The 22,535-nt window shown below is 67.9% G+C and carries 23 protein-coding genes and 1 riboswitch; of the genes, 11 read left to right on the top strand and 12 right to left on the bottom strand.

The window, feature by feature from the left end; genetic code table 11:
* Positions 1 to 5: 5 nt before the first annotated feature.
* Both murU and ruvC read left to right on the top strand, forming a co-directional pair.
* A complete protein-coding gene (murU, locus tag WNM05_RS21425; protein WP_434630834.1) occupies positions 6 to 704 on the top strand; it encodes an N-acetylmuramate alpha-1-phosphate uridylyltransferase MurU in 699 nt (232 codons plus the stop codon).
* Positions 701 to 1,231 (top strand): crossover junction endodeoxyribonuclease RuvC, encoded by a 531-nt coding sequence (ruvC, locus tag WNM05_RS21420; protein WP_434630831.1) that lies wholly within the window; start codon positions 701 to 703, stop codon positions 1,229 to 1,231. The genes murU and ruvC overlap by 4 nt, the downstream gene beginning before the upstream one ends.
* A 318-nt stretch (positions 1,232 to 1,549) precedes the next feature.
* Here ruvC and WNM05_RS21415 read toward each other — a convergent pair whose 3' ends face one another.
* A complete protein-coding gene (locus tag WNM05_RS21415) occupies positions 1,550 to 2,302 on the bottom strand; it encodes a trypsin-like serine protease (RefSeq protein ID WP_434630828.1) in 753 nt (250 codons plus the stop codon).
* A complete protein-coding gene (locus WNM05_RS21410) occupies positions 2,299 to 2,520 on the bottom strand; it encodes a hypothetical protein (RefSeq protein ID WP_434630825.1) in 222 nt (73 codons plus the stop codon). The genes WNM05_RS21415 and WNM05_RS21410 overlap by 4 nt, the downstream gene beginning before the upstream one ends.
* Before the next feature lie 305 nt (positions 2,521 to 2,825).
* Between WNM05_RS21410 and ruvA the strand changes: the two genes are divergently transcribed.
* Positions 2,826 to 3,419, top strand: a complete 594-nt coding sequence (gene ruvA / locus WNM05_RS21405; protein ID WP_434630822.1) for a Holliday junction branch migration protein RuvA — start codon at positions 2,826 to 2,828, stop codon at positions 3,417 to 3,419.
* A 30-nt stretch (positions 3,420 to 3,449) separates the two neighbouring features.
* Positions 3,450 to 4,238, top strand: coding sequence for a substrate-binding periplasmic protein (locus tag WNM05_RS21400; RefSeq protein ID WP_434630819.1), 789 nt, complete (start codon positions 3,450 to 3,452; stop codon positions 4,236 to 4,238).
* Positions 4,239 to 4,311: 73 nt separating this feature from the next.
* On the opposite strand, the gene WNM05_RS21395 is transcribed toward WNM05_RS21400, so the two are convergent.
* The 6 genes from WNM05_RS21395 to ribB all read right to left on the bottom strand — a co-directional run bounded on the left by WNM05_RS21395 (position 4,312) and on the right by ribB (position 9,524).
* On the bottom strand, positions 4,312 to 4,665 hold the full coding sequence (locus WNM05_RS21395) for a BON domain-containing protein (RefSeq protein WP_434630816.1): 354 nt from the start codon (positions 4,663 to 4,665) through the stop codon (positions 4,312 to 4,314).
* Positions 4,666 to 4,879: 214 nt separating this feature from the next.
* Positions 4,880 to 6,223: a sigma 54-interacting transcriptional regulator gene (locus tag WNM05_RS21390; RefSeq protein ID WP_434630814.1), complete on the bottom strand. Its 1,344-nt coding sequence runs from the start codon at positions 6,221 to 6,223 to the stop codon at positions 4,880 to 4,882.
* On the bottom strand, positions 6,220 to 6,705 hold the full coding sequence (locus tag WNM05_RS21385; protein ID WP_434630811.1) for a hypothetical protein: 486 nt from the start codon (positions 6,703 to 6,705) through the stop codon (positions 6,220 to 6,222). Before WNM05_RS21385 ends, WNM05_RS21390 begins: the two co-directional genes overlap by 4 nt.
* Positions 6,702 to 8,108, bottom strand: a complete 1,407-nt coding sequence (locus WNM05_RS21380; RefSeq protein ID WP_434630809.1) for a sensor histidine kinase — start codon at positions 8,106 to 8,108, stop codon at positions 6,702 to 6,704. Before WNM05_RS21380 ends, WNM05_RS21385 begins: the two co-directional genes overlap by 4 nt.
* A gap of 82 nt (positions 8,109 to 8,190) precedes the next feature.
* Complete coding sequence (locus WNM05_RS21375) at positions 8,191 to 8,880, bottom strand: riboflavin synthase subunit alpha (RefSeq protein WP_434630806.1); 690 nt, start codon at positions 8,878 to 8,880, stop codon at positions 8,191 to 8,193.
* 11 nt (positions 8,881 to 8,891) lie between these two features.
* Positions 8,892 to 9,524 carry a 3,4-dihydroxy-2-butanone-4-phosphate synthase gene (gene ribB, locus WNM05_RS21370; RefSeq protein WP_434630803.1) on the bottom strand — a complete coding sequence of 211 codons (633 nt, stop codon included), beginning with the start codon at positions 9,522 to 9,524 and terminating at the stop codon, positions 8,892 to 8,894.
* A gap of 130 nt (positions 9,525 to 9,654) precedes the next feature.
* A riboswitch (FMN riboswitch) is annotated at positions 9,655 to 9,804 on the bottom strand.
* A gap of 99 nt (positions 9,805 to 9,903) precedes the next feature.
* Here ribB and ruvB point away from each other — a divergent pair.
* From ruvB to WNM05_RS21355, 3 genes are all read left to right on the top strand, one after another.
* A complete protein-coding gene (gene ruvB, locus WNM05_RS21365; RefSeq protein ID WP_434630801.1) occupies positions 9,904 to 10,941 on the top strand; it encodes a Holliday junction branch migration DNA helicase RuvB in 1,038 nt (345 codons plus the stop codon).
* A gap of 103 nt (positions 10,942 to 11,044) precedes the next feature.
* Positions 11,045 to 11,464, top strand: coding sequence for a hypothetical protein (locus WNM05_RS21360; RefSeq protein WP_434630798.1), 420 nt, complete (start codon positions 11,045 to 11,047; stop codon positions 11,462 to 11,464).
* Positions 11,451 to 12,044, top strand: coding sequence for a nucleotidyltransferase family protein (locus WNM05_RS21355; protein WP_434630795.1), 594 nt, complete (start codon positions 11,451 to 11,453; stop codon positions 12,042 to 12,044). The genes WNM05_RS21360 and WNM05_RS21355 overlap by 14 nt, the downstream gene beginning before the upstream one ends.
* 42 nt (positions 12,045 to 12,086) lie before the next feature.
* On the opposite strand, the gene WNM05_RS21350 is transcribed toward WNM05_RS21355, so the two are convergent.
* The 4 genes from WNM05_RS21350 to WNM05_RS21335 form a co-directional block, all read right to left on the bottom strand.
* Entirely contained in the window at positions 12,087 to 13,160 is a 1,074-nt protein-coding gene (locus WNM05_RS21350) for a polyamine ABC transporter substrate-binding protein (protein WP_434630792.1), read from the bottom strand.
* Positions 13,161 to 13,249: 89 nt separating this feature from the next.
* Entirely contained in the window at positions 13,250 to 14,368 is a 1,119-nt protein-coding gene (gene proB, locus WNM05_RS21345; RefSeq protein WP_434630789.1) for a glutamate 5-kinase, read from the bottom strand.
* 74 nt (positions 14,369 to 14,442) lie between these two features.
* Positions 14,443 to 15,942, bottom strand: coding sequence for a hypothetical protein (locus tag WNM05_RS21340; RefSeq protein ID WP_434630787.1), 1,500 nt, complete (start codon positions 15,940 to 15,942; stop codon positions 14,443 to 14,445).
* 70 nt (positions 15,943 to 16,012) lie between these two features.
* Positions 16,013 to 17,362: an adenosylmethionine--8-amino-7-oxononanoate transaminase gene (locus WNM05_RS21335; protein WP_434630785.1), complete on the bottom strand. Its 1,350-nt coding sequence runs from the start codon at positions 17,360 to 17,362 to the stop codon at positions 16,013 to 16,015.
* A gap of 295 nt (positions 17,363 to 17,657) precedes the next feature.
* On the opposite strand from WNM05_RS21335, the gene WNM05_RS21330 reads away from it, so the two are divergent.
* From WNM05_RS21330 to WNM05_RS21315, 4 genes are all read left to right on the top strand, one after another.
* The gene (locus WNM05_RS21330; protein WP_434630782.1) at positions 17,658 to 18,134 is read left to right on the top strand and encodes a pilin; all 477 of its coding nucleotides are present in this window, start codon (positions 17,658 to 17,660) and stop codon (positions 18,132 to 18,134) included.
* A gap of 89 nt (positions 18,135 to 18,223) precedes the next feature.
* Entirely contained in the window at positions 18,224 to 18,700 is a 477-nt protein-coding gene (locus tag WNM05_RS21325; RefSeq protein WP_434630779.1) for a pilin, read from the top strand.
* Between the two features lie 69 nt (positions 18,701 to 18,769).
* Positions 18,770 to 20,632 carry a PglL family O-oligosaccharyltransferase gene (locus WNM05_RS21320; protein WP_434630776.1) on the top strand — a complete coding sequence of 621 codons (1,863 nt, stop codon included), beginning with the start codon at positions 18,770 to 18,772 and terminating at the stop codon, positions 20,630 to 20,632.
* An 82-nt stretch (positions 20,633 to 20,714) separates the two neighbouring features.
* Positions 20,715 to 22,499 (top strand): Wzy polymerase domain-containing protein, encoded by a 1,785-nt coding sequence (locus WNM05_RS21315; RefSeq protein WP_434630774.1) that lies wholly within the window; start codon positions 20,715 to 20,717, stop codon positions 22,497 to 22,499.
* Positions 22,500 to 22,535 lie beyond the last annotated feature (36 nt).

Genomic DNA, 22,535 nt, shown 5'->3' with positions numbered 1-22,535 from the left:
CGACAATGAAGGCGATGATACTGGCCGCCGGTCGCGGCGAGCGGATGCGGCCGCTGACCGACCACACGCCGAAACCGCTGCTGACGGCCGGCGGCAAGCCGCTGATCGCGTGGCACATCGAGCGGCTGGCGCGCGCCGGCGTCACCGAGCTGGTGATCAACCATGCCTGGCTGGGCGGACGGATCGAGCAGGCGCTCGGCGACGGATCGCGCTTCGGCGTCTCCATCGCCTATTCGCCGGAGGGCGAGGCGCTGGAGACCGCCGGCGGCATCGCCACCGCGCTGCCGCTGTTGGGCGACCGGCCTTTCCTGGTGCTGAACGGCGACGTGCTGAGCGATTTTCCGGTCGCGCGGCTGGTCGAGGCGGCCGCCCGCCTGGACGGCGACGCCGCGCAGGCGCATCTGGTGTTGACGCCCAAGGCCGGCTACAAGACCGGCCGCGATCTGACGCTCTACGCCGACGGCCGCGTGGCGGCCTGCGGAGACGGGGACACGCCGTACACCTTCTGCGGCCTGGCCGCCTACCACCCGGCCTTCTTCCGCGACGTCAGGCCCGGCGCGGCGAGCCCGCTGCTGCCCTGGCTGCTCGCGGCTATGGATCGCGGCAGCGTCCGCGGCGAGGTGCAGTCCGGTCTGTGGCTGGACGTCGGCACGCCGGAGCGGCTGGCGGAGGCCGACGCCATCGCCGCCGGCTGGGCGCGATGACGCGGCGCATCCTCGGCATCGATCCGGGCAGCCTGATCACCGGTTTCGGCGTCATCGACGTCGTCGGCAACCAGCGCCATTACGTCGCCTCCGGCGCCATTCGCACCAAGAGCGGCTCGCCGCTGGCGGAGCGGGTCAAGGTGCTGGTCGAAGGCATACACCAGGTGGTCGACACCTACCGGCCGACCGAGGCGGCGCTGGAGCGGGTCTTCGTCAACGTCAACCCGGCGGCCACGCTGATGCTGGGACAGGCGCGCGGCGCCTGCATGACCGCGCTGGTGTTGAAAGACCTGTCGGTGGCCGAATACACCGCGCTGCAGGTCAAGCAGGCGGTGGTCGGCCAGGGCAAGGCGCCGAAGGAGCAGGTGCAGTACATGGTGGTCAGGATGCTGAATCTGTCCGGCACGCCGCAGGCCGACGCCGCCGACGCGCTGGCGGTGGCGCTGACCCACGCCGGCCACAGCGGCGGGGCGATAGGCAAGCTGGCCCTGAGCGGACTGAGGGTGAAGGGCGGGCGGCTGGTGTAGGACACGCGCGGCGGACCGACGCTTCCCAATCGCAAGAAGCGGTCCGCCTGCCCAGGTTCGTCAGCTAAGACCCGCTAACAAAACCCCTGATCCTGCGTTGCGCCTCCTTGTCGTACTACTTGTACTGCCTGCGTCGGCGCGCCTTGGCTCAGGTACGCTACGCGGTTTTGTTAGCGGCTCTAAGCAAAAGCACCGCTCTCCAAGCATGGGGAGCGGTGCTTTTCCCATGATTTCAGCTACGTTCGGCCTCAAGAAAGCAGGCCAAGAATCCTTAACTGACGGGCATGGGGCCGCAGGCCGTTTTTGCCATGCCCGCGCTCAGCGGCGCCGGGCGTCCGGCCATGTCCAGTCGCCCGGAGGCGGAGTCTGGCCGCCGTCCGGGCTGAGCGTTTCCGACCATGCCCGGATATGGCTGGCGTACTTGCACAGCGCGGCGAAGGCGGAAACATTGCCGGCGTTGCCGTTGTATACCCCGACTTGCACGCCCTGGGGCGACAGCAGCGGGCTGCCGGAGTCTCCGCCGCGGCCGACGTTGCCGCCGGCCAGCAGGGAGACGCCGTTGGCCAGCGGAGACGGACCCTGTCGGACGACGTTGGCGACGCTGACCTGCATCAGGCTCTGTCCGAGCTGATAGCCTCGGTCGTCCATCCGCCGCTGCGCCTGCATCGCGCCGATGCCGGCATGACAATCCTCCTGCGCCACGACCGGAACGATACGGGCGCCGTCGAGGCCCGCGATCGGCCGGGACAGCTTCAGCAGGGCCAGATCGACGGCGACGCCGTGATGGTCGAACTTGATCCAGTTGGGCTTGGCGTTATCGCGCCGGGCGCCCGCCTGGTTTTCAAAATTGCGGCCATAGTAGGCGGTGACGCCGGTCCAGTTGTCCAGAATGCAATGCGAGGCGGTCAGTACCAGATCCTTTCCCACCAGCGAGCCGCCGCAGATATTGCGGCCGCCGTTCTGGTTTTGAAAATCCAGCTTGATGTAATTGGTTTCCTGCGGCGGAAAGGGCGCGGCGGCGGCGAGGTGAGACAATGCCGTCAGGCATGAAGCGGCAAACAGTTTCTTCACGGATGCATTCCTTGTCGATGGGGAATCAAGGCGGCTTTGCAGCCGCTGTCAAAACCGATCCCAGCAAGCTTGGGTGGATATTTCCGGTATTGATATTCTTGATTCTCGATAATGAGGCCTTGCCGATTCATTATGCCCAGCTGACATGATTGTGAAATGGCGGAGGGGCGATTGGCGGTGTTCCGGTGAATGACATTCGATTTTTGTTTTGCCAGCATATCGAATGATCGGCTATGCGAGCGGCAGAATATCAGGGCGTGGCCGGCATGGAGGAAAATGAAATAGCCATCTTGTTAATATTCACCGATCGATGCCGGAAAATAGTCTGGGCTTGATTTATTTCAAGCGTAGTGACTTTTTAATATTTGAATAGGCTGTCGGGATATATCAAAGGTCGATCGCCGTCGGCTTTCGCGACCGCCCCGGCCCGTGGCGGACGAGCCGGGTGGGCGCGGCCGCGGCTTGTGGGATAATGCCGGCAGCCGCGCCAGTCCGGCGCGGGCCTGATTGCGAGAATGCCAAGATGATCGGACGTCTTTCCGGAAAACTGATCGAAAAATTGCCGCCGCAAGTGGTGGTGGACGTGAACGGCGTCGGCTACGAGGTGGACGTGCCGATGACGACCTTTTATCAACTGCCGGCCCTGGGCCAGCCGTGCACCTTGTTCACCCATCTGGTGGTGCGTGAGGACGCGCACCTGCTGTTCGGCTTCGCCAGCAAGGAGGAGAGGCAGACGTTCCGCCAGCTGATCAAGGTCAGCGGCATCGGCGCCAAGATCGCGCTGGCGCTGCTGTCCGGCATGACGGCCGACGAGTTGGCGGTGGCGGTGGCCAGCGAGGATATCAAGCGCCTGTCGTCGGTGCCGGGCATAGGCAAGAAGACCGCCGAGCGGCTGGCGCTGGAGTTGCGCGGCAAGCTGGCCACCGGCGGCAATCTGACGGTGCCCGGCGGCCTGCCGTTCGCCGCGACGCCGGACGAGAAGAGCGATATCGTCAATGCGCTGCTGGCTTTGGGCTACAACGACAAAGAGGCCTCGGTGGCCACCAAGGGCCTGCCGGCGGACGTGACGGTCAGCGAAGGCGTGCGGCTGGCATTGAAGAGTTTGATGAAGGCCTGACGCCGCGCGGCTCGGGCCCTGGGAGGTTCGATGCGGAGTGTGTGGTGGGCGTGGGCCCTGAGCCTGGCCGCGCTGCCGGCATGGCCGGCCGTCAAGTGCCCGCCGCATGCGATCCGGCTCGCCTTCTATCCTATCGGCCAGTTCTACCGCGACCGCAGCGGCCTGGACTGGGACGTGGCGGAGGAGCTGCGGCGTCGCAGCGGCTGCCGCTTCGAATACGTGGTGATGCCGCGCGCCAGAATCTGGAAGGAGCTGGAGGCAGGACGGCTGGACATCACCTTGTCGGCGATCGCCACGCCGGAGCGCGAAAACGTCTACTGGTTCCTCAACTACATTCAGTTGAAGCAGTACGTGCTGCTGTCGCCGTCGCTGCCGGCCGGCATCGCCTCGATGGAGGACTTTCTGGACGCCGGGCCGCAATGGCGCTGGACCATCGTCCGCAGCTACAGCACCAGCGCCTATTACGATCCGTTGATCGCGCGGCTGGCCGCGCAGGGGCGGGTGGTCGAGGTGACGGAGGAGGATGTGCTGTTCCGCATGCTGGTGCAGAACCGCGCCGTCGGCATGTTTTCCACACCTATGGTCTATCGCGCCAAGCTCAGGGAGTTCGGGCTGGAGGACAAGGTCAGGGTGGTCGATTGGGACAGGCAGTCGGCGCCCAGCCCGCGCGGCATCGTGTTCACGAAGCGGACGTTCGCCGAGGCGGACATCGGGCCGTGGCGCGAGATGGTCGACGGCATGAACCGCGACGGCACGATGCGGCGGCTGATCGGCCGCTACATGAGCCCGTCCGAGACCGCGACGGCGCTGTGGCGCTAGCTTGCGCGGCGGCGAAAAAAGGCCCGCCGTCCGGCGGGCCAATGGATAGCAGGCCTATCCGGCTGCGGAGGACTTAACCGGCCGGCAGCAGATTGACCTGGCTGCGCACACTCTTTACGCCGGGCACGCGGGCCGCTTCCTCGGCGATGCGGCTGATCGCGTCCTGGCTGGGAGCGGTTCCGCTCAATACCACGTCGCCGTTGACGACCTGCGCATCGATCTTGGCGCCCAGCTGCGCGCCGAGCTTGGAGACCGTTTCGTTCACCTGGCGGGTCAGCTCGGCGTCGTTGACGCTGGCGGCCATGTGGGCGGCGGCGCGCGGCGCGACGCCGGGCTGGCTTGGGCCGCTGGCGTCGTTGCCGGCGGCGAAGGCCGCGCCGGCGCACAGGGCGGGAATCAGGCTGGCGATGATCAGGGCTTTACGCATGGTATGAGTCTCCTTGTTGACAGTGACAAAAGTCCCCACCCATTCAGCAAACGTCGTGCCAGCCTGTATTTCTTCAGTAAAATCAACGTCCTTATGGGTTTTTGCCGCAGATCTCCGCCGGTATCTGTCGCCGAATGGCGACAGGGGAAGGCGGGACGGGGCCGCGCGGCCAGGCGGGGCAAGGCCGCAGCGCTGTCGCCATTCGGCGACAGCGTCAGTCGTCCTTGAAGGCGGCCGCGCTCAATTCATGCTTCTGCAGCAGGCGGTAGAACTCGGTGCGGTTGCGATCGGCCAGCCTGGCCGCGTCGCTGACATTGCCGCCGGTCAGGCGCAGCAGGCTGGACAGGTAGTCATGCTCGAACTGGCGCCGCGCCGCCGCCAGCGTCGGGATGGCGCGGGATTCGCCGGCCACGGCCTTTTCCACCTGGGCCAGGCTCAGCAGCGGGCCGGTGGCCAGCACGCAGCATTGCTCGACCACATTGGCCAGTTGGCGGATGTTGCCTGGCCAGCTGGCGGCGGCGAGGAAGGCCACGGCCTCGGGCGCGAAGCCGCCTACCGTCTTGCCATAGCGCTGCGCCACCTGCTTCAGGAAGTGCTGCGCCAACAGCGGAATGTCCTCGCGACGCTCGGCCAGCGAAGGCAGCCGCAGCATCACCACGTTCAGCCGGTAATACAGGTCCTCGCGGAACTGGCCGTCGGCGATGCGGGCGGGCAGATCGCGGTGGGTGGCCGACAACAGGCGGATGTCCACCGCCACCGGGCGGCTGGCGCCGACCGGCCGCACTTCGCGGTCCTGCAGCACGCGCAGCAGCTTGACCTGCAGCGGCAGCGGCATGTCGCCGATCTCGTCCAGGAACAAGGTGCCGCCGTCGGCCTGCTGTATCAGTCCGCTGCGCCGCGTCGCCGCGCCGGTGAAGGCGCCCTTTTCGTGGCCGAACAACTCGCTTTCCAGCAGGTTTTCCGGAATCGCGCCGCAATTGACGGCGACAAACGGATGCTCCGCGCGCGGACTGGCGCGGTGGATCGCGCGCGCCAGCACTTCCTTGCCGCTGCCGCTCTCGCCCTGAAGCAGCACGCTGGCGTCCGTGGCGGCCACCATCCGCGCCTCGCTCAGCAGTTCCTCCATCGCCGGGCTGCGGCTGACGATGCCGTCCCGCCAGTCGTCCCCTCCGGCGCCGGTCGGGCCGGTGCCGGCCGCCAGCGCCAGTCCCTGCCGCACCTTGTCCAGCAGCAATGGGCCGTCGAACGGTTTTTCCAGGTAGCAGAACACGCCGCTGCTGAGCGCCTCCACCGCGTCCGGCACGGTGCCGTGGGCGGTCAGCAGGATCACCGGCAGCGTCGGATAGCGCTCGCGGACGATGGCGAACAGCTGCATGCCGTCCATGCCGGGCAGGCGCCAGTCGGTCAGCAGCAGGTCGGCGCGTCGCGCCGACAAGGCGCCGAGCGCGGCCTCGGCGCTGGCCAGCGCCTCCACCTCGTAGCCGGCGGCCTGCAGCCGCATCTTCACCAGGCACAAGAGGTCGGGATCGTCGTCTACCAGGACGATGCGGGAATTCATTTACGGTTTCCTCCAGAGGGGCCGGCCGGGCGCTGCAAATCCAGCTCCAGCCGGCGCAAGGCTTCCAGCTTGGCCGCCAGCTCGTCGGCGCGCTTCTGTTGCTCGCGCCATTGCTGCTGCAGCCTGTCGTTCTGTTCCTGCAGGCGGTTCTGCGTCTGGACCTGACGCAGCAACAAGCGCGCCAGCGCGGCGTCGGCCGGGGCGGCGGCGCCGTCGGTCTGCAGACGCTCCAGCTCCGCCTGCAGCCGGACCGGGTCGCGGCCGGCGGCGCGCAGCAGCTTCAGCAGGCGATAGCCGTCGCAGGCCTGGTAGCGCTGCCAGCGCTGGCGGACGGCATCGTCCGGCATGTCTATGGACAGCAGCACGGCGTCGCTGCCGGGGCAGACCAGCACCGGCGCCGCCGGCGCGGGCGGCCGCATGGCGCAGGCGCCGCATAGCAAGGCCAGCAGAACGGGCGGCAGGCGCCGCGTGAATGAGATCATCGGGTGTGCTCCGGTTCCGGCCAGCTGAGGCGGAAACAGGCGCCCTCGGCGCTGTCCCGCAGTTGCAATTCGCCGCCCATCAACTGGGCATAGCCGCGCGCCATCGTCAGGCCGAGTCCGCTGCCCGGCGCTTCTCCGACCGGCGCCGGGCCGCTCCAGAACGGCTCGAAGATCTTGTCGCGGAGCTCTTCGGGCACGCCGGGGCCGAAATCGGCCACTTCCAGCCAGATCCGGCCGTCGGCGCGTCCGTGGCGCAAGATCAGCGGGGCGTCCCGCGGGCTGTGGCGGATGGCGTTCAGCAACAGGTTGTCGATTATCGTTTCCACCTTGGATGGATCGCCGACGACCTGTCCATCGGAACCGTCCAGCTCCAGCCGCAGCCGCTTGGCCTGCCACAGCGGCTGGCAATTGAGCAGCCGCCGCTGCAACAGCTGCTGCAGCGAGAACGGACGCGGCGACAAGGCAGTGGACAGCCATTGGCCGGCGTCCTGCCGCAGCAGCGCCTGCACCCGCCGCCGCAGCGCGGCGGCGTTGTTGCGCAGGATGTCGACGATGTGGCGCTGTTGGGCGTTCAAGTCCCCGGCCACGCCCTCGTTCAGCAGCGAGGTGGCCTCGTGTATCGCCGCCAGCGGTGTTTTCAATTCATGGGAGACCTGGCGGAAGAAGCGCGTCTTCTGCTGTTCCAGCTCCACCAGCCGGCAGTCCAGCTGCGCGAGCTCGCGGCTCAGCCGCTGCAGGTCGGCCGGCCCGGCCTGTCGCCAGTCCAGCTGCCGGGCGCCGCCGGCGAGGCTGGCTATCCTGCGCTGCAGCCTGCGCAGCGGCCAGTGGATCAGCAGCGTCATCGCCAGCGCCAGCAGCAGGGCCGCGGCCAGCGCCAGCCAGGCCAGCCGGTTGGCCTGGCCGCGCATCCGCTCGATGTCGCCGCGCCAGCGCGACTGCTGCTGCTGCCGCGCCAGATCCAGCAATTGCTGTTGCCGCTGCAATTGCCGGTGCAGCTGGCCGAACAGCTGGTCGCGTTGCAGCCGTTGCGACGGCGGCAGGCGTTGCAGCCGCCCGACGTGATCGAGCACGGCGACGACGGTGTCGGCGACGCCGGCCGGGGCTTCGGGCAGCAGCGCGTCCTGGGCGCGGCGGATCTCGCGAGAGGCCTCGGAGGCGGTTTCGCGCAGCCGCTGGTCTTTCAGGATCAGCGCCTGGCGGCTGGCGCGCTCGAACTGCAGCGCCAGCTCCTGCGACAGCCGGGCGCCATCCTGCCAGCGTTGCGCCTGGCGCTGGTACTGCTGGGCGGCGTCGGCGGCGGCGCCGAGCTCGCGGCGTAGTTGCAGCAGCGCGGCCGACGGAATCAGGGCGACGCCGAGAAAGCCTGCGAGCAGCAGGCTGCGAAACGACAGGAAGCGGAGCATGCGGACAGCGGCGAGCGGTGCGTGGCGATGCTGTGCAGACAAGCCGGCCGCCGCTTAGTTCTGCGGCGGCCGGCGGACGGACTCAGCGCGGCGGCAGCGCGCCGGGCTGGGGGGCGGGGAGGGGGACGCCGGGCGTCAACAGCCTGAGCAGCGCGCCCAGCTTTTCCTCCAGCGCCTCGCGGGTCGAGTCGACCAGCACCTGGGTCTGCCGCTCTATCTCCAGATTGAGGCGGTCGCCGGGCGCCTTGCCGCCCAGCGTGGTGGCGCGCCGCGTCTCCGGGATCAGCCAGACTTCGAACCAGCCATCGCGCTTGTCGATGTCGGCGATGGTCAGGCTGACGCCGTCGAGCGCCGCATAGCCCTTGGCGAACAGGTAGCGCAGCGCGCCGGCCGGCACCGACAGCCGCAGGCACAGATTGTCGCCGTACCCCCGCACCTGTTCGACGACGGCCTGGTAGTCGACGTGGCCGGACAGCGCGTGGCCGCCGATCTCGGCGCCGTCGGCCAGCGCCCGCTCGGCATTGACCATGTCGCCGATCCGGCAGCTTGCCAGCGTGCTGGTGATCAGCGTCGGCAGGATCAGATCGAATTCGGCGGTGTCGCCCCGCGGCGGCGCGGCCACGGTCAGGCAGGCGCCGTCGATGGCGACGCTGGCGCCCTGTTTCAGGCCGGCGCAGAAGCCGGGCGGGAAGTCTATGGCGAGCCGGCGGATGCCGTCGCCTTCGGCGATGGCCGCGATGCGGGCCACGCCCTCGGTGATGCCGCTGAACATGGCGTCCCTCCTCAGGCCGGCTCTCGTTGCAGCCATTCGGCCAGTTCGGCGACGGTCAGTTGCGGCAGACCGTGGCGTTCGGCGTAGGCGTCCAGTTCGGCGCCGCGCATCATCGTGCCGTCCGGGTTCATCAACTCGCACAGCACGCCGGCAGGGCTGAAGCCGGCCAGGCGCGCCAGCTCGACCGAGGACTCGGTGTGGCCGCGTCGCTCGCGCACGCCGCCGGCGCGGGCGACGATGGGATAGACGTGGCCGGGACGAACCAGATCTGCCGGCCCGGCGTCCGGCGCGATCGCCGCGCGTATCGTCGTGACGCGATCGGCGGCGGAGACGCCGGTCGTGACGCCGAGGGCCGCCTCGATGGCGACGGTGAAGGCGGTGCCATAGCGGCTGCCGTTGTTTTCGACCATCGGCGGCAGCGCCAGGCGCTCGGCGTGCTCGGGCGTGATGCACAGGCAGACGATGCCGCTGCCGTCTCGTATCATCCGCGCCATTTCCGGCACGGTGAGGGCGTCGGCGGCCAGGATCAGGTCGGCCTCGTTCTCGCGGTCGTGGTCGTCGGAAACGATGACGGGCAGGCCTTGCCGCAAGGCGTCGAGCGCGGCGTGGACGCGCAGGGAAAGGATATCGGTGTTGGCGTTCATGGAAACGGTCCTCAAAAAACACGATTGAGAAACACGTCCCTCGGGCTTGAAGCGGACAGCGCAAGGCCGTCCGGCGCGTAAACGCGCGGATACGACACGTATCTCCGGCCGCGGGCGCGGTCGGAGCTGGCGTCGTCTTCTTTCATCCGGACTGTTACCGTCGGCTCTGGCGTTTCACCAGATCTGCTGACCCCCCGCGCTGAGGCGGGGGCGCTCGCGGGCTCGGCGCATCGCGCGCCATACCGCCGGTGGGGAATTGCACCCCGCCCCGAAGACGTAATTCGGAGCCTGGGCTCCGTGGCCGCGTGTCGCGCGGCCAGCGGCGAGTATAGCGCGGTGTTAGAATGTCGGCAGCAAGATTGATAGCCAAGAGTCCCCGATGATAGAAACCGACAAGCTGTTCGGCGCCGCGCCGGAGCGCCGCGTCGTCACCCCGCAACGCGCCTCGGAGCAGGAGGAGGCGCTGGAGCGCGCGCTGCGCCCGAAGCAGCTGGACGAGTACGTCGGCCAGAAGAAGGCGCGCGAGCAGCTGGAGATCTTCATCGAGGCGGCGAAGCGGCGCGGCGAGGCGCTGGACCACGTGCTGCTGTTCGGTCCGCCCGGCCTCGGCAAGACCACGCTGGCCCACATCGTCGCGCGCGAGATGGGCGTCAATCTGCGCCAGACCTCGGGGCCGGTGCTGGAGCGTGCCGGCGACCTGGCGGCGCTGCTGACCAATCTGGAGCCGCACGACGTGCTGTTCATCGACGAGATCCACCGCTTGTCGCCGGTGGTGGAGGAAATCCTCTACCCGGCGCTGGAGGACTACCAGATCGACATCATGATAGGCGAGGGACCGGCGGCGCGTTCGGTCAAGCTGGACCTGCCGCCGTTCACGCTGGTCGGCGCGACGACGCGCGCCGGCATGCTGACGAATCCGCTGCGCGACCGCTTCGGCATCGTCGCCCGGCTGGAGTTCTACACCGCCGACGAGCTGACCCGCATCGTCGGCCGCTCGGCCGGCCTGTTGAACGTGCAGCTGTCCGACGACGGCGCCTTCGAGGTGGCCAGGCGCTCGCGCGGCACGCCGCGCATCGCCAACCGCTTGCTGCGCCGGGTGCGGGACTATGCCGAGGTGAAGTCCGACGGCGTGGTGACGGCGGCGGTGGCCGACGCGGCGCTGGCGATGCTGGATGTCGATCCGGCGGGCCTCGACGTGATGGACCGCAAGCTGCTCTCCGCCATCCTGGAGAAGTTTTCCGGCGGACCGGTCGGCCTCGACAACGTCGCCGCGGCGATAGGCGAGTCGACCGACACGATAGAGGACGTCATCGAACCGTTCCTGATCCAGCAGGGCTATCTGCAGCGCACGCCGCGCGGCCGCATCGCCACCTCGCAGGCCTATCTGCATTTCGGCCTGCCGGTCAAGGACGCTTGATTTGCCGATGAACCGGCTTTGCTTGTCCGCGCGCAAAGGCCGGTCAGGTGGCGCGCATGCAATGCGCGTACAATGACAGTATTTCCCGATCGAGCAAGCCATCATGTTCTATGTGTTGTTCACCACCATCCTGATCCTGGTGGTCGCCACCGCCGTCGCCGCGGCCCGCTTCTTCGACCCGGCCGTCGCCAGGATACTCGGCCGCACGCTGGGCCAGGATCTGGCCGAGGCCTGGCGCAAGTACGTGTTCTTCGCCGTCGTCGTCAGCGGCATTTCCGGCGGCGTGCGCCAATGGTCGCTGCAGCAGTATCTGCCGCCGGTGCCGGGCAAGGGCAGCACCCAGCTGCCGTTGAGCGGCGAGCGCTGGATGCTGGAGCTGTTCCAGGCCTTCATCAGCACGCTGATGTCCATCGCCTGGGTGGTGCTGCTGTTCTTCCTGTGCGCGATGCTGGCCTACGCGATCATGCGCGCGGTGGAGTTCCGCCGCGAGGAGGCGGCGCAGCGCCGCCATGAGGCCGACTAGGCCGCCGGCTTCCTGCGCCGGACGGCTGGAGGCGCTGGTCCGTGCGACGCCGTGGCTGATGCGCGCGCTGCGCGCCGCCAGGCAACTGGGCCTGGCCGACTGGTGCATAGGCGCCGGCGCGGTGCGGGGCCTGGTGTGGGATGCGCTGCATGGCTTCGCGTCCTGTCCGTCGTCATTGTCCGATATCGATCTGGTGTATTTCGACGCCGAGGACCTGTCGCCGGACCGCGAGGCGGCGCTGCAGCGCCGGCTGGCCTCGGCCTGTCCCGGCCTGCCTTGGGAAGTCACCAATCAGGCGGCGGTGCACCTGTGGTTCGCCGGCCATTTCGGCTATGCGGTCGAGCCGCTGCCGTCGCTGGAGGCGGCGGTGGCGACGTGGCCGGAGTACGCGACCGCGGTCGGCGTCGCCTTGAACGTCGACGACAGCCTGCGGGTGATCGCGCCCTACGGGCTGGACGATCTGTTCGGCATGGTGGTCAGGCGAAATCCGGCCAGGGCCAGCGCCGACGTCTACCGGCAGCGGGTGGCGCAGAAGCGCTACCGCGAGCGCTGGCCGCAAGTGACGGTCGTACACGAATGAAGAACGCCGGCTTGTTGCCGGCGTTCTTCATCGGATGCGCGTTCAGCGCCCTATCTTCACTTGCGACCACAGGCGGTTCAGCTCGCGGCGGGACTTCACGTCCAGATCCTTCAGCGCGACGTACTTGCCGCCGGCCGGATCCAGCATGATCACCGGATTCGCCTTGATCTGCGGCTTGAAGAAGGCTTCGGCCGCCTTGACCGGATTGGTCGCGCCTATCTGGTTCGATATCTCGGCGGCGTTTTTGCCGTCCAGCATGAAGTCGATGAAGCGGTGCGCCAGGTCCGGACGCGGCGCGTCCTTCAATATCGTCATATTGTCTATGGCCAGCACATTGCCTTCCCGCTGCGGCCGGTAGGCGAGCTCGAACGGCCGCCTGGCGCTCTTCGCGTCCTGTTGCGCCTGATAGAGGTCGTTCGAATAGCCGAGCGCCACCCAGATATTGCCGACGGTCAGCTCCTTGATGTAGCTCTGATTGTTGAAGGCCGCCCAGTAAGGCTTGGCCCGGCGGATCGCATCGGCCGCGGCCTTCCAGTCGGCCGGATTGGTCGAGTTGGCGTCCCGGCCCAGATACATCAGCGCGGCGGCCATCAGTTCGCGCTGGCTGTCCAGCACCGTCACCTTGCCCTTGATCTTCGCCAGCACCGCCGGATCGAAGACCAGCGCCCAGCTGCCGGCGCTGCCGTCGACGCCGGCCTTCTTCAGCTGGGTGGCGTTGTAGCCTATCAGCGTCAGCGACACCACGGTCGGCGCGGCGTAGCGGTTGCCCGGATCGAACGGCTGGTTGAGCGCAAGATAGCCGGCGTTCAGGTTCTTCCAGTTGGGCAGCTTGCTCTTGTCCAGCGGCTGCAGCTTGCCCTGCTTCAGCAGCGTGTTCACCGCGAAGGCGGTCGGGAACACCATGTCGTAGCCCTTGGCGCCGGCGGCCAGCTTGGCCAGCATCTCCTCGTTGTCGCCGTAGTAGTCCTGCACCAGCTGGCAGCGGCAGGACTGCTCGAAGCGCCTGGCGGTGTCCGGCGACAGCGCGTTGTTCCAGTTGTACAGGTGCAGCACGTCTTTGGCCGCGGCGGAGCCGCAGGCCGCGGCCAGCAAGGCGGCCAGGGCGATCTTGTTCATGACGGAAAGTCCTTCTTGTTTTGAGCGATGCAAAAAGCAAGCCCCTGCTGGGCAGGGGCGGGTCGGGCGCTTGCCGCAGCCGATGCGGGCTACAGCGCCACCATATTGTCGCGGTGTATCAGTTCCGGCTCGACGATGTAGCCGAGCGCGGCCTCGATCTCGCGCGAACTCTTGCGCAGGATCTGGCGCGCCTCGTCGGAGCTGTAGTTGATCAGGCCGCGCGCCACTTCGAGGCCGGCGCCGTCTATGCAGGCCACCGCCTCGCCGCGCAGGAAGTCGCCTTCGACGGCGCTGACGCCGACCGGCAGCAGGCTGGTGCCGCGCTCGCGTATCGCCAGCGCGGCGCCATCGTCCAGCAGCAGGCGGCCGGACAGCTTCAGATGATCGGCCAGCCACTGCTTGCGGGCGGCCATGCGGCTGGTGGCGGCCGTCAGCTGGGTGCCTATCGCCTCGCCGTCGGCCAGCCGCGACAGCACGTTCGGCTCGCGGCCGCAGGCGATGACGGTGGCGGCGCCGCTGCGGGCGGCGCGCTTGGCGGCCAGGATCTTGGTGATCATGCCGCCGGTGCCGACGCTGGAACCCGCGCCGCCGGCCATGTCCTCCAGCCGCGGATCGCCGGCCTCGGCCTGGCGGATGAATTCGGCGTCCGGGTATTTGCGCGGGTCGGCGCTGAAGAGGCCCTGCTGGTCGGTCAGGATCACCAGCGCGTCGGCCTCGATCAGGTTGGTGACCAGCGCGCCCAAGGTGTCGTTGTCGCCGAAGCGGATCTCGCTGGTGACCACGGTGTCGTTCTCGTTGATGATGGGGACGACATTGAGCTTGAGCAGGCCGGTCAGCGTGGTGCGGGCGTTCAGGTAGCGGGTGCGGTCGGCCAGGTCCTCGTGGGTCAGCAGTACCTGCGCGGTCTGCAGGCCGTAGGCGCGGAACGCGCTTTCGTAAGCCTGGCACAGGCCCATCTGGCCGACGGCGGCGGCGGCCTGCAATTCGTGCACGCCCTTGGGCCGGACGGCCCAGCCCAGGCGCTGGCAACCTTCGGCGATGGCGCCGCTGGAAACCAGCACCACCTGCTTGCCCAGCCGCTTCAATTCCGCGATCTCGGCGGCCCAGCGCGCGAGCGCGGCCAGGTCCAGGCCTTTGCCGTCGTTGGTAACCAGACTGGAACCGACTTTGACCACGATACGGTCGGAAGCGTGAATCACCGATTGCATCAACGGACCTCGCTATGAAAGCAAATGATTATAGAGAGGTCAGTTTACCCGAAAACGCCACCGTCCCGCCCGGCTCAGAAGTATTCGCTGGGACGGTACTCCATCAGCTGGAAATGCGGGGATTGCTGATGCAGCTTGGATACGCGCACCAGTCGCTCGCCGCCGGCGTCGAGCAGGCGGAACTCGCGCAACTGGCTGAACGGCCGGCCGGGCAGCAGCAACAAGTCCGGTTTTCCGTACTGGGCCGGCAGCCACAGGCCGCGCTGGAAGCTGTCGCCGCTGTGGGTGATGCTGGGCATCGCCAGCACCGGCTGCGGCTGGACGCCGAGAATCTCCACGCCGCATTCCACTTCCTTGCCGGTCGGCTGCATCAGCACCCAGCGCACCGCGCACAGCTGGGCGTCCTCCGGCCGGTCGGGCGGGTTGACCAGCAGGATCTCGCCGGCGCGCAGCGACTGGTCGCGCGGCAGGCCGCGCAGCAGATAGCCGGATTCGCTGTGGTTGACGATCAGCAGCAGGCAGGACGGGGCGGGCGGCCGCAGCGGGAGGTTTTCTTCGGTCTCGGCGCCGGCCAGCTGCCAGCTGCCTTCGTTGACGCGATACCAGATCGGCGACACGCCGGCGCTCACTTCCGCCATCGCGCGGGCGTTTTCGCGGTTGTGCCTGCGGCGGCGCGGCTTCTGCCACTCTTCGACCAGGCCGGCCAACAGCTGCGCCTCGTCGTTGGCCTGCGTCGACGGGACGCTGCCGGCCGTTTTCTGCAGCTGTTCCAGGCTGCGGCGCAGCGCATCCAGCGTGGCGGACAGATCCAGCAGGCTGCAGTCGTCGCGCAGCGAGCCGGGCGTGATGCGCAGATAGCGCGGCGGGCTGTCCTCCTGCGGGTCGAGCAGGTAGCCGTGGCGGCCGTCCGGCAAGCCGGCCATCGGCCGCAGCGCGATCTGGGCGGCCAGTTCGTAGACCAGCCGGCGCGTCAGCTGCAGCTCGGCGCTGGACAGGCGGTTGGTCGCCGTCAGGCCCAGCAGCAGGATCTGGCGGTAGATCGTCGCCAGCGTGTCGTCGCCGGCCAGCGCCTTGTCCTGCCAGCCCCGGCTCAGCGCCAGCGCATGCAGCTGGTGGCAGTCCAGCCAGAAGCCGACGGGCAGCGGGCAGTAGTACTGCTGGCTGATGTTCAGGTATTGGCGCGCCGCCAGCATCGTGTACAGCAGCAACTCTATCTTCGGTTGGTCGCGATCGAGCAGCGCGTTGCGGGCGAGCTTCTCGTTCAGCGTCTGCTTGAAGGCGACGAACAGGTTGGCGAACAGCTTGACGCCCAGCATCGCCAGCAACCGGGCTTTCGGCGAGGACAGGATGTCGCTGTGCTGGGTTTCGCCCTCCAGCAGCGGGTAGTAGCGATCCAGCGCCTTCAGATAGAGTTTCAGCAGCTTGTAGCGCTGCATCGGGTCGAGCGGGGTGCGGCCGAGGTGGTAGAGCCCCTGGCCGAGCAGCCTGCCGCACTCCGGAAGATCGGTGTAGGGCAGGCGTTCCAGCCAGGCGGCCACGCTGGCGGGTTGGGTGTCGACGAGTTGCGGGTCCATATCCTTTTTCGGCAAGGCGAGTGACAGCATCTGGACAAGGCTCCGTCGGGGACGGGCGGTCGCGGCCGCTTCAGGGCAGCGCGGCGGGATCGTGTCCGGCATCGCCGGCGCCGGACAGCACCTCGTCCAGCGCGGCGCAGCTGGCCTCCACCAGCCAGTCCATCTCTTCGTTGTTCAGGGTGTACGGCGGCATGAAGTAGACCGTTTTTCCTATTGGCCGCAACAGGCATCCGCGTTTCAGCATGGCCGAAAAAAATGCCAATGCAAAGTCCGACCGAGAAGTGTCGACGTCGAATGCCCAGATCATGCCGCAATGGCGGAAGTGGCGGATTTCCGGCCGCGAGGCCAGCGGCGCCATCCTGGCGGTGAACTCCGCTGCCTTGACCCGGTTGCGTTCCAGCACGTCTTCGTCGTCGAAGATGTCCAGCACCGCCAGCGCCGCCGCGCAGGCCAGCGCGTTGCCGGTGTAGCTGTGCGAGTGCAGAAAGCCGCGAGCGACTTCGTCGTGGTAGAAGGCCTGGTAGATCTCGTCGCGGGTCAGCACGCAGGACAGCGGCAGGAAGCCGCCGGTGATGCCCTTGGACAGGCAGAGGAAGTCAGGCGTGATCCCGGCCTGCTGACAGGCGAAGAAGCTGCCGCTGCGGCCGAAGCCGACGGCGATCTCGTCGGCGATCAGATGGACCTGGTAGCGGTCGCACAGCCGGCGCAGCTCGCTCAGGTAGACCGGATCGTACATCGCCATGCCGGCCGCGCCCTGCACCAGCGGTTCGACGATGACGGCGGCGATTTCGTCGCCGCGCTTGACCAGCAGGTTTTCCAGCGAGCGGGCCGCGCGCAGCGCGACGTCCGCGGCGCTCTCGCCGTCGGCGGCCTGGCGCGCGTCCGGCGACGGCGCCCGCAGCGCCGGTTTCAGCAATTCGGCGTAGGTCGACGAGAACAGCGGCACGTCGGTGACCGCCAGCGCGCCGACGGTTTCGCCGTGGTAACTGTTCTCCAGGCTGACGAAGCGGGTCTTCTGCGGCCGGCCGATGTTCTTCCAGTAATGGAAGCTCATCTTCAGCGCGATCTCGGTGGCGCTGGCGCCGTCGGAGCCGTAGAAGGCGTGGCCGAGGCCGGACAGCGCCGCCAGCCGCTCGGACAATTCGACCACCGGCCGGTGCGTGAAGCCGGCCAGCATCACGTGTTCTAGGCTGTCCAGTTGCTCGCGTATCGCCGCCTTGATGCGCGGATGGCCGTGGCCGAACAGATTGACCCACCAGGAGCTGACGCCGTCCAGATAGCGCTTGCCGTCGAAGTCGACCAGCCAGACGCCGTCGGCGGAGGCGATCGGGACGATGGGCAGCCGCTCGTGGCGTTTCATCTGGGTGCAGGGGTGCCAGACGGCGGCGAAGCTGCGCTCCAGCCAGGCTTGGTTGCTCATGCGGTGGGCTCCGGATAGTGGTGGGATGGCCGATGCTAGCACAGCCGGCGCCGTCGTTCCGATGTGACGAAAAACGTCAGCTTGTGCCGATCGGCGGCAGGGCCGCCGCCGCGATGGCCGCGTCGTTGCCGCCTGCCGCCGGCTGGCACGTTTCCTGCTCCGACCGGGCTCACAACAACAGCGGGCCATCCGGCCCGGCTTGCGCGCATGTAGGAAGAAGCGGAAAGGCGCTCCGGCACCGGTCGGAGGTCCGATCCGAATTTGGCTAACAAGCTTGGCAACCCGGGAGTTCAACATGAAGACAAGACGGATCCAGCAGGGCTTCACCCTGATCGAGCTGATGATCGTGGTGGCCATCGTCGGCATACTGGCCGCCATCGCCATTCCTGCCTATCAGGACTACACCAAGCGGGCGCGGGTGACCGAAGGCCTGGCGCTGGCCGATGCGGCCAAGACCGCGGTCACCGAGTACTACTCGTCGAACAACGCTTTCGTGACCACCGGCACCGCGCCGTACAACACCTCCTACGGCCTGGCCAGCGCGGCGTCGATCACCGGCAACTCGGTCAGCCAGGTGGCGGTGCTGGCCAGCGGCGTGATCCAGATCACCTACAACAGCACGGTGTCCAGCGGTGCGCTGCTCGATCTGGTGCCTGCCGTCACTTCCGGCTCGGTGACCTGGGCCTGCACCTATACCGGCTCCGGCGCCACCACGATCGCCACCGGCTCGCAGCTGCTGGCCAACTGGGTGCCGACCAGCTGCCGTCAGTAAGCATCGATTGATGGCCGCGCGACGAGAGGCACTGCGGTGCCTCTCGTTTTTCCGGCGCCGGTCGTTTTACCCCGAAGGGGAGCGCACGCATGCAGAGCAGAATCGAGCACGAAGGCTTCACCCTGATCGAGCTGATGATAGTCGTCGCCATCGTCGGCGTGCTGGCCGCGCTGGCGATTCCGGTCTACCAGGACTACGTCAGGCGGGCGCGGGTGACCGAGGGCCTGGGGCTGGCCGACGCCGCCAAGACCGCCATCGGCGAGTACTATTCGAGCAAGAACGCCTATGTCGGCACCGGCACCGCGCCTTACAACAGCGCCTACGGCCTGGCCAACGCGGCGTCGATCACCGGCAACGCCGTCAGCCAGGTGGCGGTGCTGGCCAGCGGCGTGATCCAGATCACCTACAACAGCACGGTGTCCAGCGGCGCATTGCTCGATCTGGTGCCGACGCCGGGATCCGGCACGATGACGTGGGCCTGCACCTATACCGGCTCCGGCACCACGGCGATCGCCGCCGGCTCGCAATTGCAGGCCAACTGGGTGCCGACCGCCTGCCGGCAATGAGCCTCGACGCGCGCGCCGCTATGACGGTCGCTTGCGTATAATCACCCCATTCGATCGCGGATGGCGCCGATGGACAGTCAAACCCAGCCGGCCGGCAAGGCCGGCATCCAGGACTTCCCGCTGTACGTCTTTTTTTGCTGCTGCTTTGTCTTTCCCTTTCTCAATTTCCTGCGTTTCACGCCGCTGCAGGACTGGTGGACCAATGCCTTCGTGGTGCTGGCGGTCGGCGTCGGCGGCCTGTTCGCGATCCGGGGCGGGGCGGTCGGCGTTCGGCTGCCGGCCTCGGCGCCGGCGCTGGCCGCGCTGCTGATGCTGTTGTCGCTGAGCAACGGTCTGCTGCTGCAGAACTACCAGCCGGCGATACTCGGCATCTCGAGCCTGGCGGTGATGCTGCTGCTGGCGATGTTCCTGGCCAATCGCGTCCGGCCGGATCCGGCGCGCGTCTGCGAGATACTGGCGTCCTGCCTGATCTTCGGCAGCTGCCTGCAGATCGTGCTCGGCGGCATACAGCTGCTGGACCTGGCCCGCCGCTGCGACGGACTGGTGATGTTCAACGCGTTGGCGCCGACCGAGGTGATGGGCAATGTCGGCCAGCGCAACCAGTACGCGCAGTATCTGAGCTGGAGCGTGGTGGCCTCGTGCTATCTGTACGGCCGCGGCCGGCTGCGCGCCGGCTTCTGCGCGGCGCTGGTCCTGTTCCAGCTGTTGTTCCTCACCTGGTCCGGCGCGCGGCTGCCGCTGGCCTACGGCCTGGGCCTGTGCCTGCTGGCGTGGTTCTGGCTGCGGCGCGCGGGCCGGGACGAGACGCTGCTGCGCATGCTGCGGGCGCTGATCGCGGCGATGATCGTGCTGGCGCTGGTACAGCTGTTCAATGAGGAGATCGTCTGGGCGCTGAACCGGTTGGGCTTGCCGATACATGCGCAGAGCGGTTCCGAGCGTATGCTGGACGCCGGTTTCGGCGCGCGGCGCCGCATCGAGTGGACCAAGGCCTGGATGGTGTTCCGCGAGCACCCGTGGTTCGGCGTCGGGCTGGCGCGCTACCCGGCGCAGTCGGTCTGGCTGGAAGCCTACGGCGGCCTGCCCAAGTATCCGGAAGGCGTGTTGTTCACCCAGAGCCATAATCTGATCTTCCAGCTCCTGGCCGAGAGCGGCCTCAGCGGCGCGCTGTTCGCGGCGGCCGGCCTGCTGGCCTGTCTGCTGCCCTTCTTCGGCCGCGGGCGGCAGAGCGCGGAAAACCTGCTGCTGCTGGCCATCGCGATGATGATATTGATCCACAGCATGTTCGAGTTTCCGCTGTGGTATCTGCCCTTCCTGGCGATGCTGGTGACGGTGTGCACGCTGGGGCCGGCGCCGACCTGGCGGCTGCCGACCCGCACCGGCGTGCTGCGGCTGGCCTGCGCCGGCGCCGGCGCGCTGATGGCGCTGCACATCGTCAGCGGAGCCTTCATCTTCTGGCGCCTGGTGGTCTACAGCGGCCCCAGCCAGTCGGCGGCCGAGAACATCCGCCGCGTCGACTACATCGCCAAGGTGGAGCTGAATCCGTTGTGGGCCGACGCCGGCGCGATGGTGATGGGCAACTACCTGCTGCCCAGCCGCCGGCATCTGGACATCGTGCTGCCGTTCTACCAGGATCTGGCGCGGAACCAGCCCTATATCGCGGTGCTGCAGCGGCTGAGCGTATGCCAGGCGCTGGCCGGCCAGAAGGAAGAGGCCAGGCGCACGCTGGAGCAGGCGATCGCCAATTATCCGGACGAGGTGATGAAGCTGGAGGCCAGCCTGCGGGCCTGGAACGAGCCCGAGGTCAGGCCGCTGGCGGAACTGGCGGCGCGGGTCAAGGCGATCTATCTGCGGCACGGCGCCTACACCGACGGCGCGCGATTGGCGGCGGTGGAGGCGGTGGCCGCGCCGGTCACCAGAAAACCGCTGTTTTGAGCGCCGGAGACATTCGACGGGTTTTGTCCGGCCGGCGCATGCGGTATGCTGCCGGCTTTGCCGTTCCAACATCTGATCCGCCATGACTTTTCAGAAAATTTCCGAACGCCTGGCATTGCTGTCCCTGTGCCTGATCGCCATCGTGCCGTTCGCCTCGCGCGTCCATTTCGTGCCATTGCCGCAGTGGTTCGGCGAGATCAACGTGATCTGGCTGCTGCTGGCGGCCGGCGCGCTGCTGCTGCCGTCCGGCCGCCTGTTCGACGCGATGCCGCGCGCCGGCTGGTGGTGTTTGCTGCTGGCGGCGATATGGGGCCTGCAGCCGCAGTTCGTCAGCCTGATGTTCCCGGGCATGAGCTACGCCACCGCGCTGGGCTGGCTGGCGCTGGCGCTGCTGGCCTCGGTGACCGCCTCGCTGCGGGGCGCCTTCGGCGAGCGCGAGTTCGCCGTATGGCTGGCGCGCGCCATCATCGTCGGCGGCCTGGTGCAGTCGCTGATTGGCGCCGCCCAGCTGACCGGCCTGGCGCCGGCGCTGGGCCTGTTCTACGACGGCTCGCATCCGACCACCAATATCTTCGGCCACATCGGCCAGCGCAACCAGTACGCCCACTACTTGATGTGGTCGGTGATTTCCGGCGTCTACCTGTTCGCCGTCAGGCGTCTGGGCCGCGGCTGGCTGACGGCGCTGACGCTGTGGATGGCGCTGATGCTGGCCTGGGCCGGTTCGCGCACCACGCTGCTCTACCTGCTGGCGATGGCGGCGCTGGCCGCGCTGTGGTGGTGGCGCAACCGCAATGAGACCTCGCGCCGGCTGCTGGCGGCGATGTCGGCGGTCTGCGCGGTCATTCTGGCCGCCCAGTTCGCGCTGCCGCTGGTCAATCACCTGGTGTCGCTGCTGACCCATGCCGACGTCGAGAACGCTTCCGGCGTCGCGCGGCTGGCCGCCAACGGCGACGATATGGGCGCGCGCCGCTTCACCGAGATGCACAAGGCCTGGATGACCTTCCGGGCGCATCCGCTGTGGGGCGTGGGCTGGTCGCAATACGCCGCCGAGAGCGTCAGGCTGCAGCAGCTGCCGCAATTCGCCGCCGCCGGCTACAACAGCGGCCTGTTCACCAATGCCCACAATCTGGTGCTGCAGCTGCTGGCCGAAATGGGCGGTGTCGCCACCGCGCTGGTCTTGGGCGGCTTCGTCTGGGTGGCGCTGCCGTTCTTCCGTCGTCGCGCCGAGCCGGAAGGCGTGCTGGCGCTGGGCTGCCTGGCGGTGACGCTGACCCACAGCATGCTGGAATACCCGCTGTGGTACTACTATTTCCTCGCGATGCTGGTGCTGTTCGCCGCGATGGCGCCGCGCGACGAGAAGATCGTGGCCTGGCCGCTGCGCCTGCCGCTGCTGGCGGCGCTGGTGTGGGTCGGCTGGCTGTCGATCAGCACCACGCCGATGTTCTGGGAGCTGGTCAATCTGTACACGCCGACCGGCAACGCGCAGAAGGACGCCAAGCGCGCCGAGCGCCTGATCGCGATCGTCGACACCAAGCCGCTGTTCGCCTATCACGCGCTGTACACGCTGGACGACTATCTGCCGATCAACCGCGACAATCTGCGGCAGAAGCTGGCGCTGGAGGACAGGCTGACCGCCTTCCGCCCGTACCCGGACGTGATGCTGAAGCGCGCGCAGATGGAAATCCTGGCCGGCCAGCAACAGCAGGCCGAGCAGACGCTGCGCACCACGCTGGCCTCGTTCCCGACCTATGCCGGCCAGTTCCTGGAGACGCTGGGCGACCAGGACCCGGCCTGGGAGCCGCTGCGCAGGATCAGCCGGGAGGTCTACGACAAGCTGCCGGCCAAGTTCCGTACCTTGCAGGAATAAGCCCGTTCCCGCCCGGGGGCGGGAACGGAATGAAAA

It is taken from the genome of Chromobacterium sp. CV08 (genome assembly GCF_051129845.1).
GTDB lineage: Bacteria > Pseudomonadota > Gammaproteobacteria > Burkholderiales > Chromobacteriaceae > Chromobacterium.
Note: the sequence above shows the minus strand (reverse complement) of the source record. Positions and strands in the feature narration are given on the sequence as shown.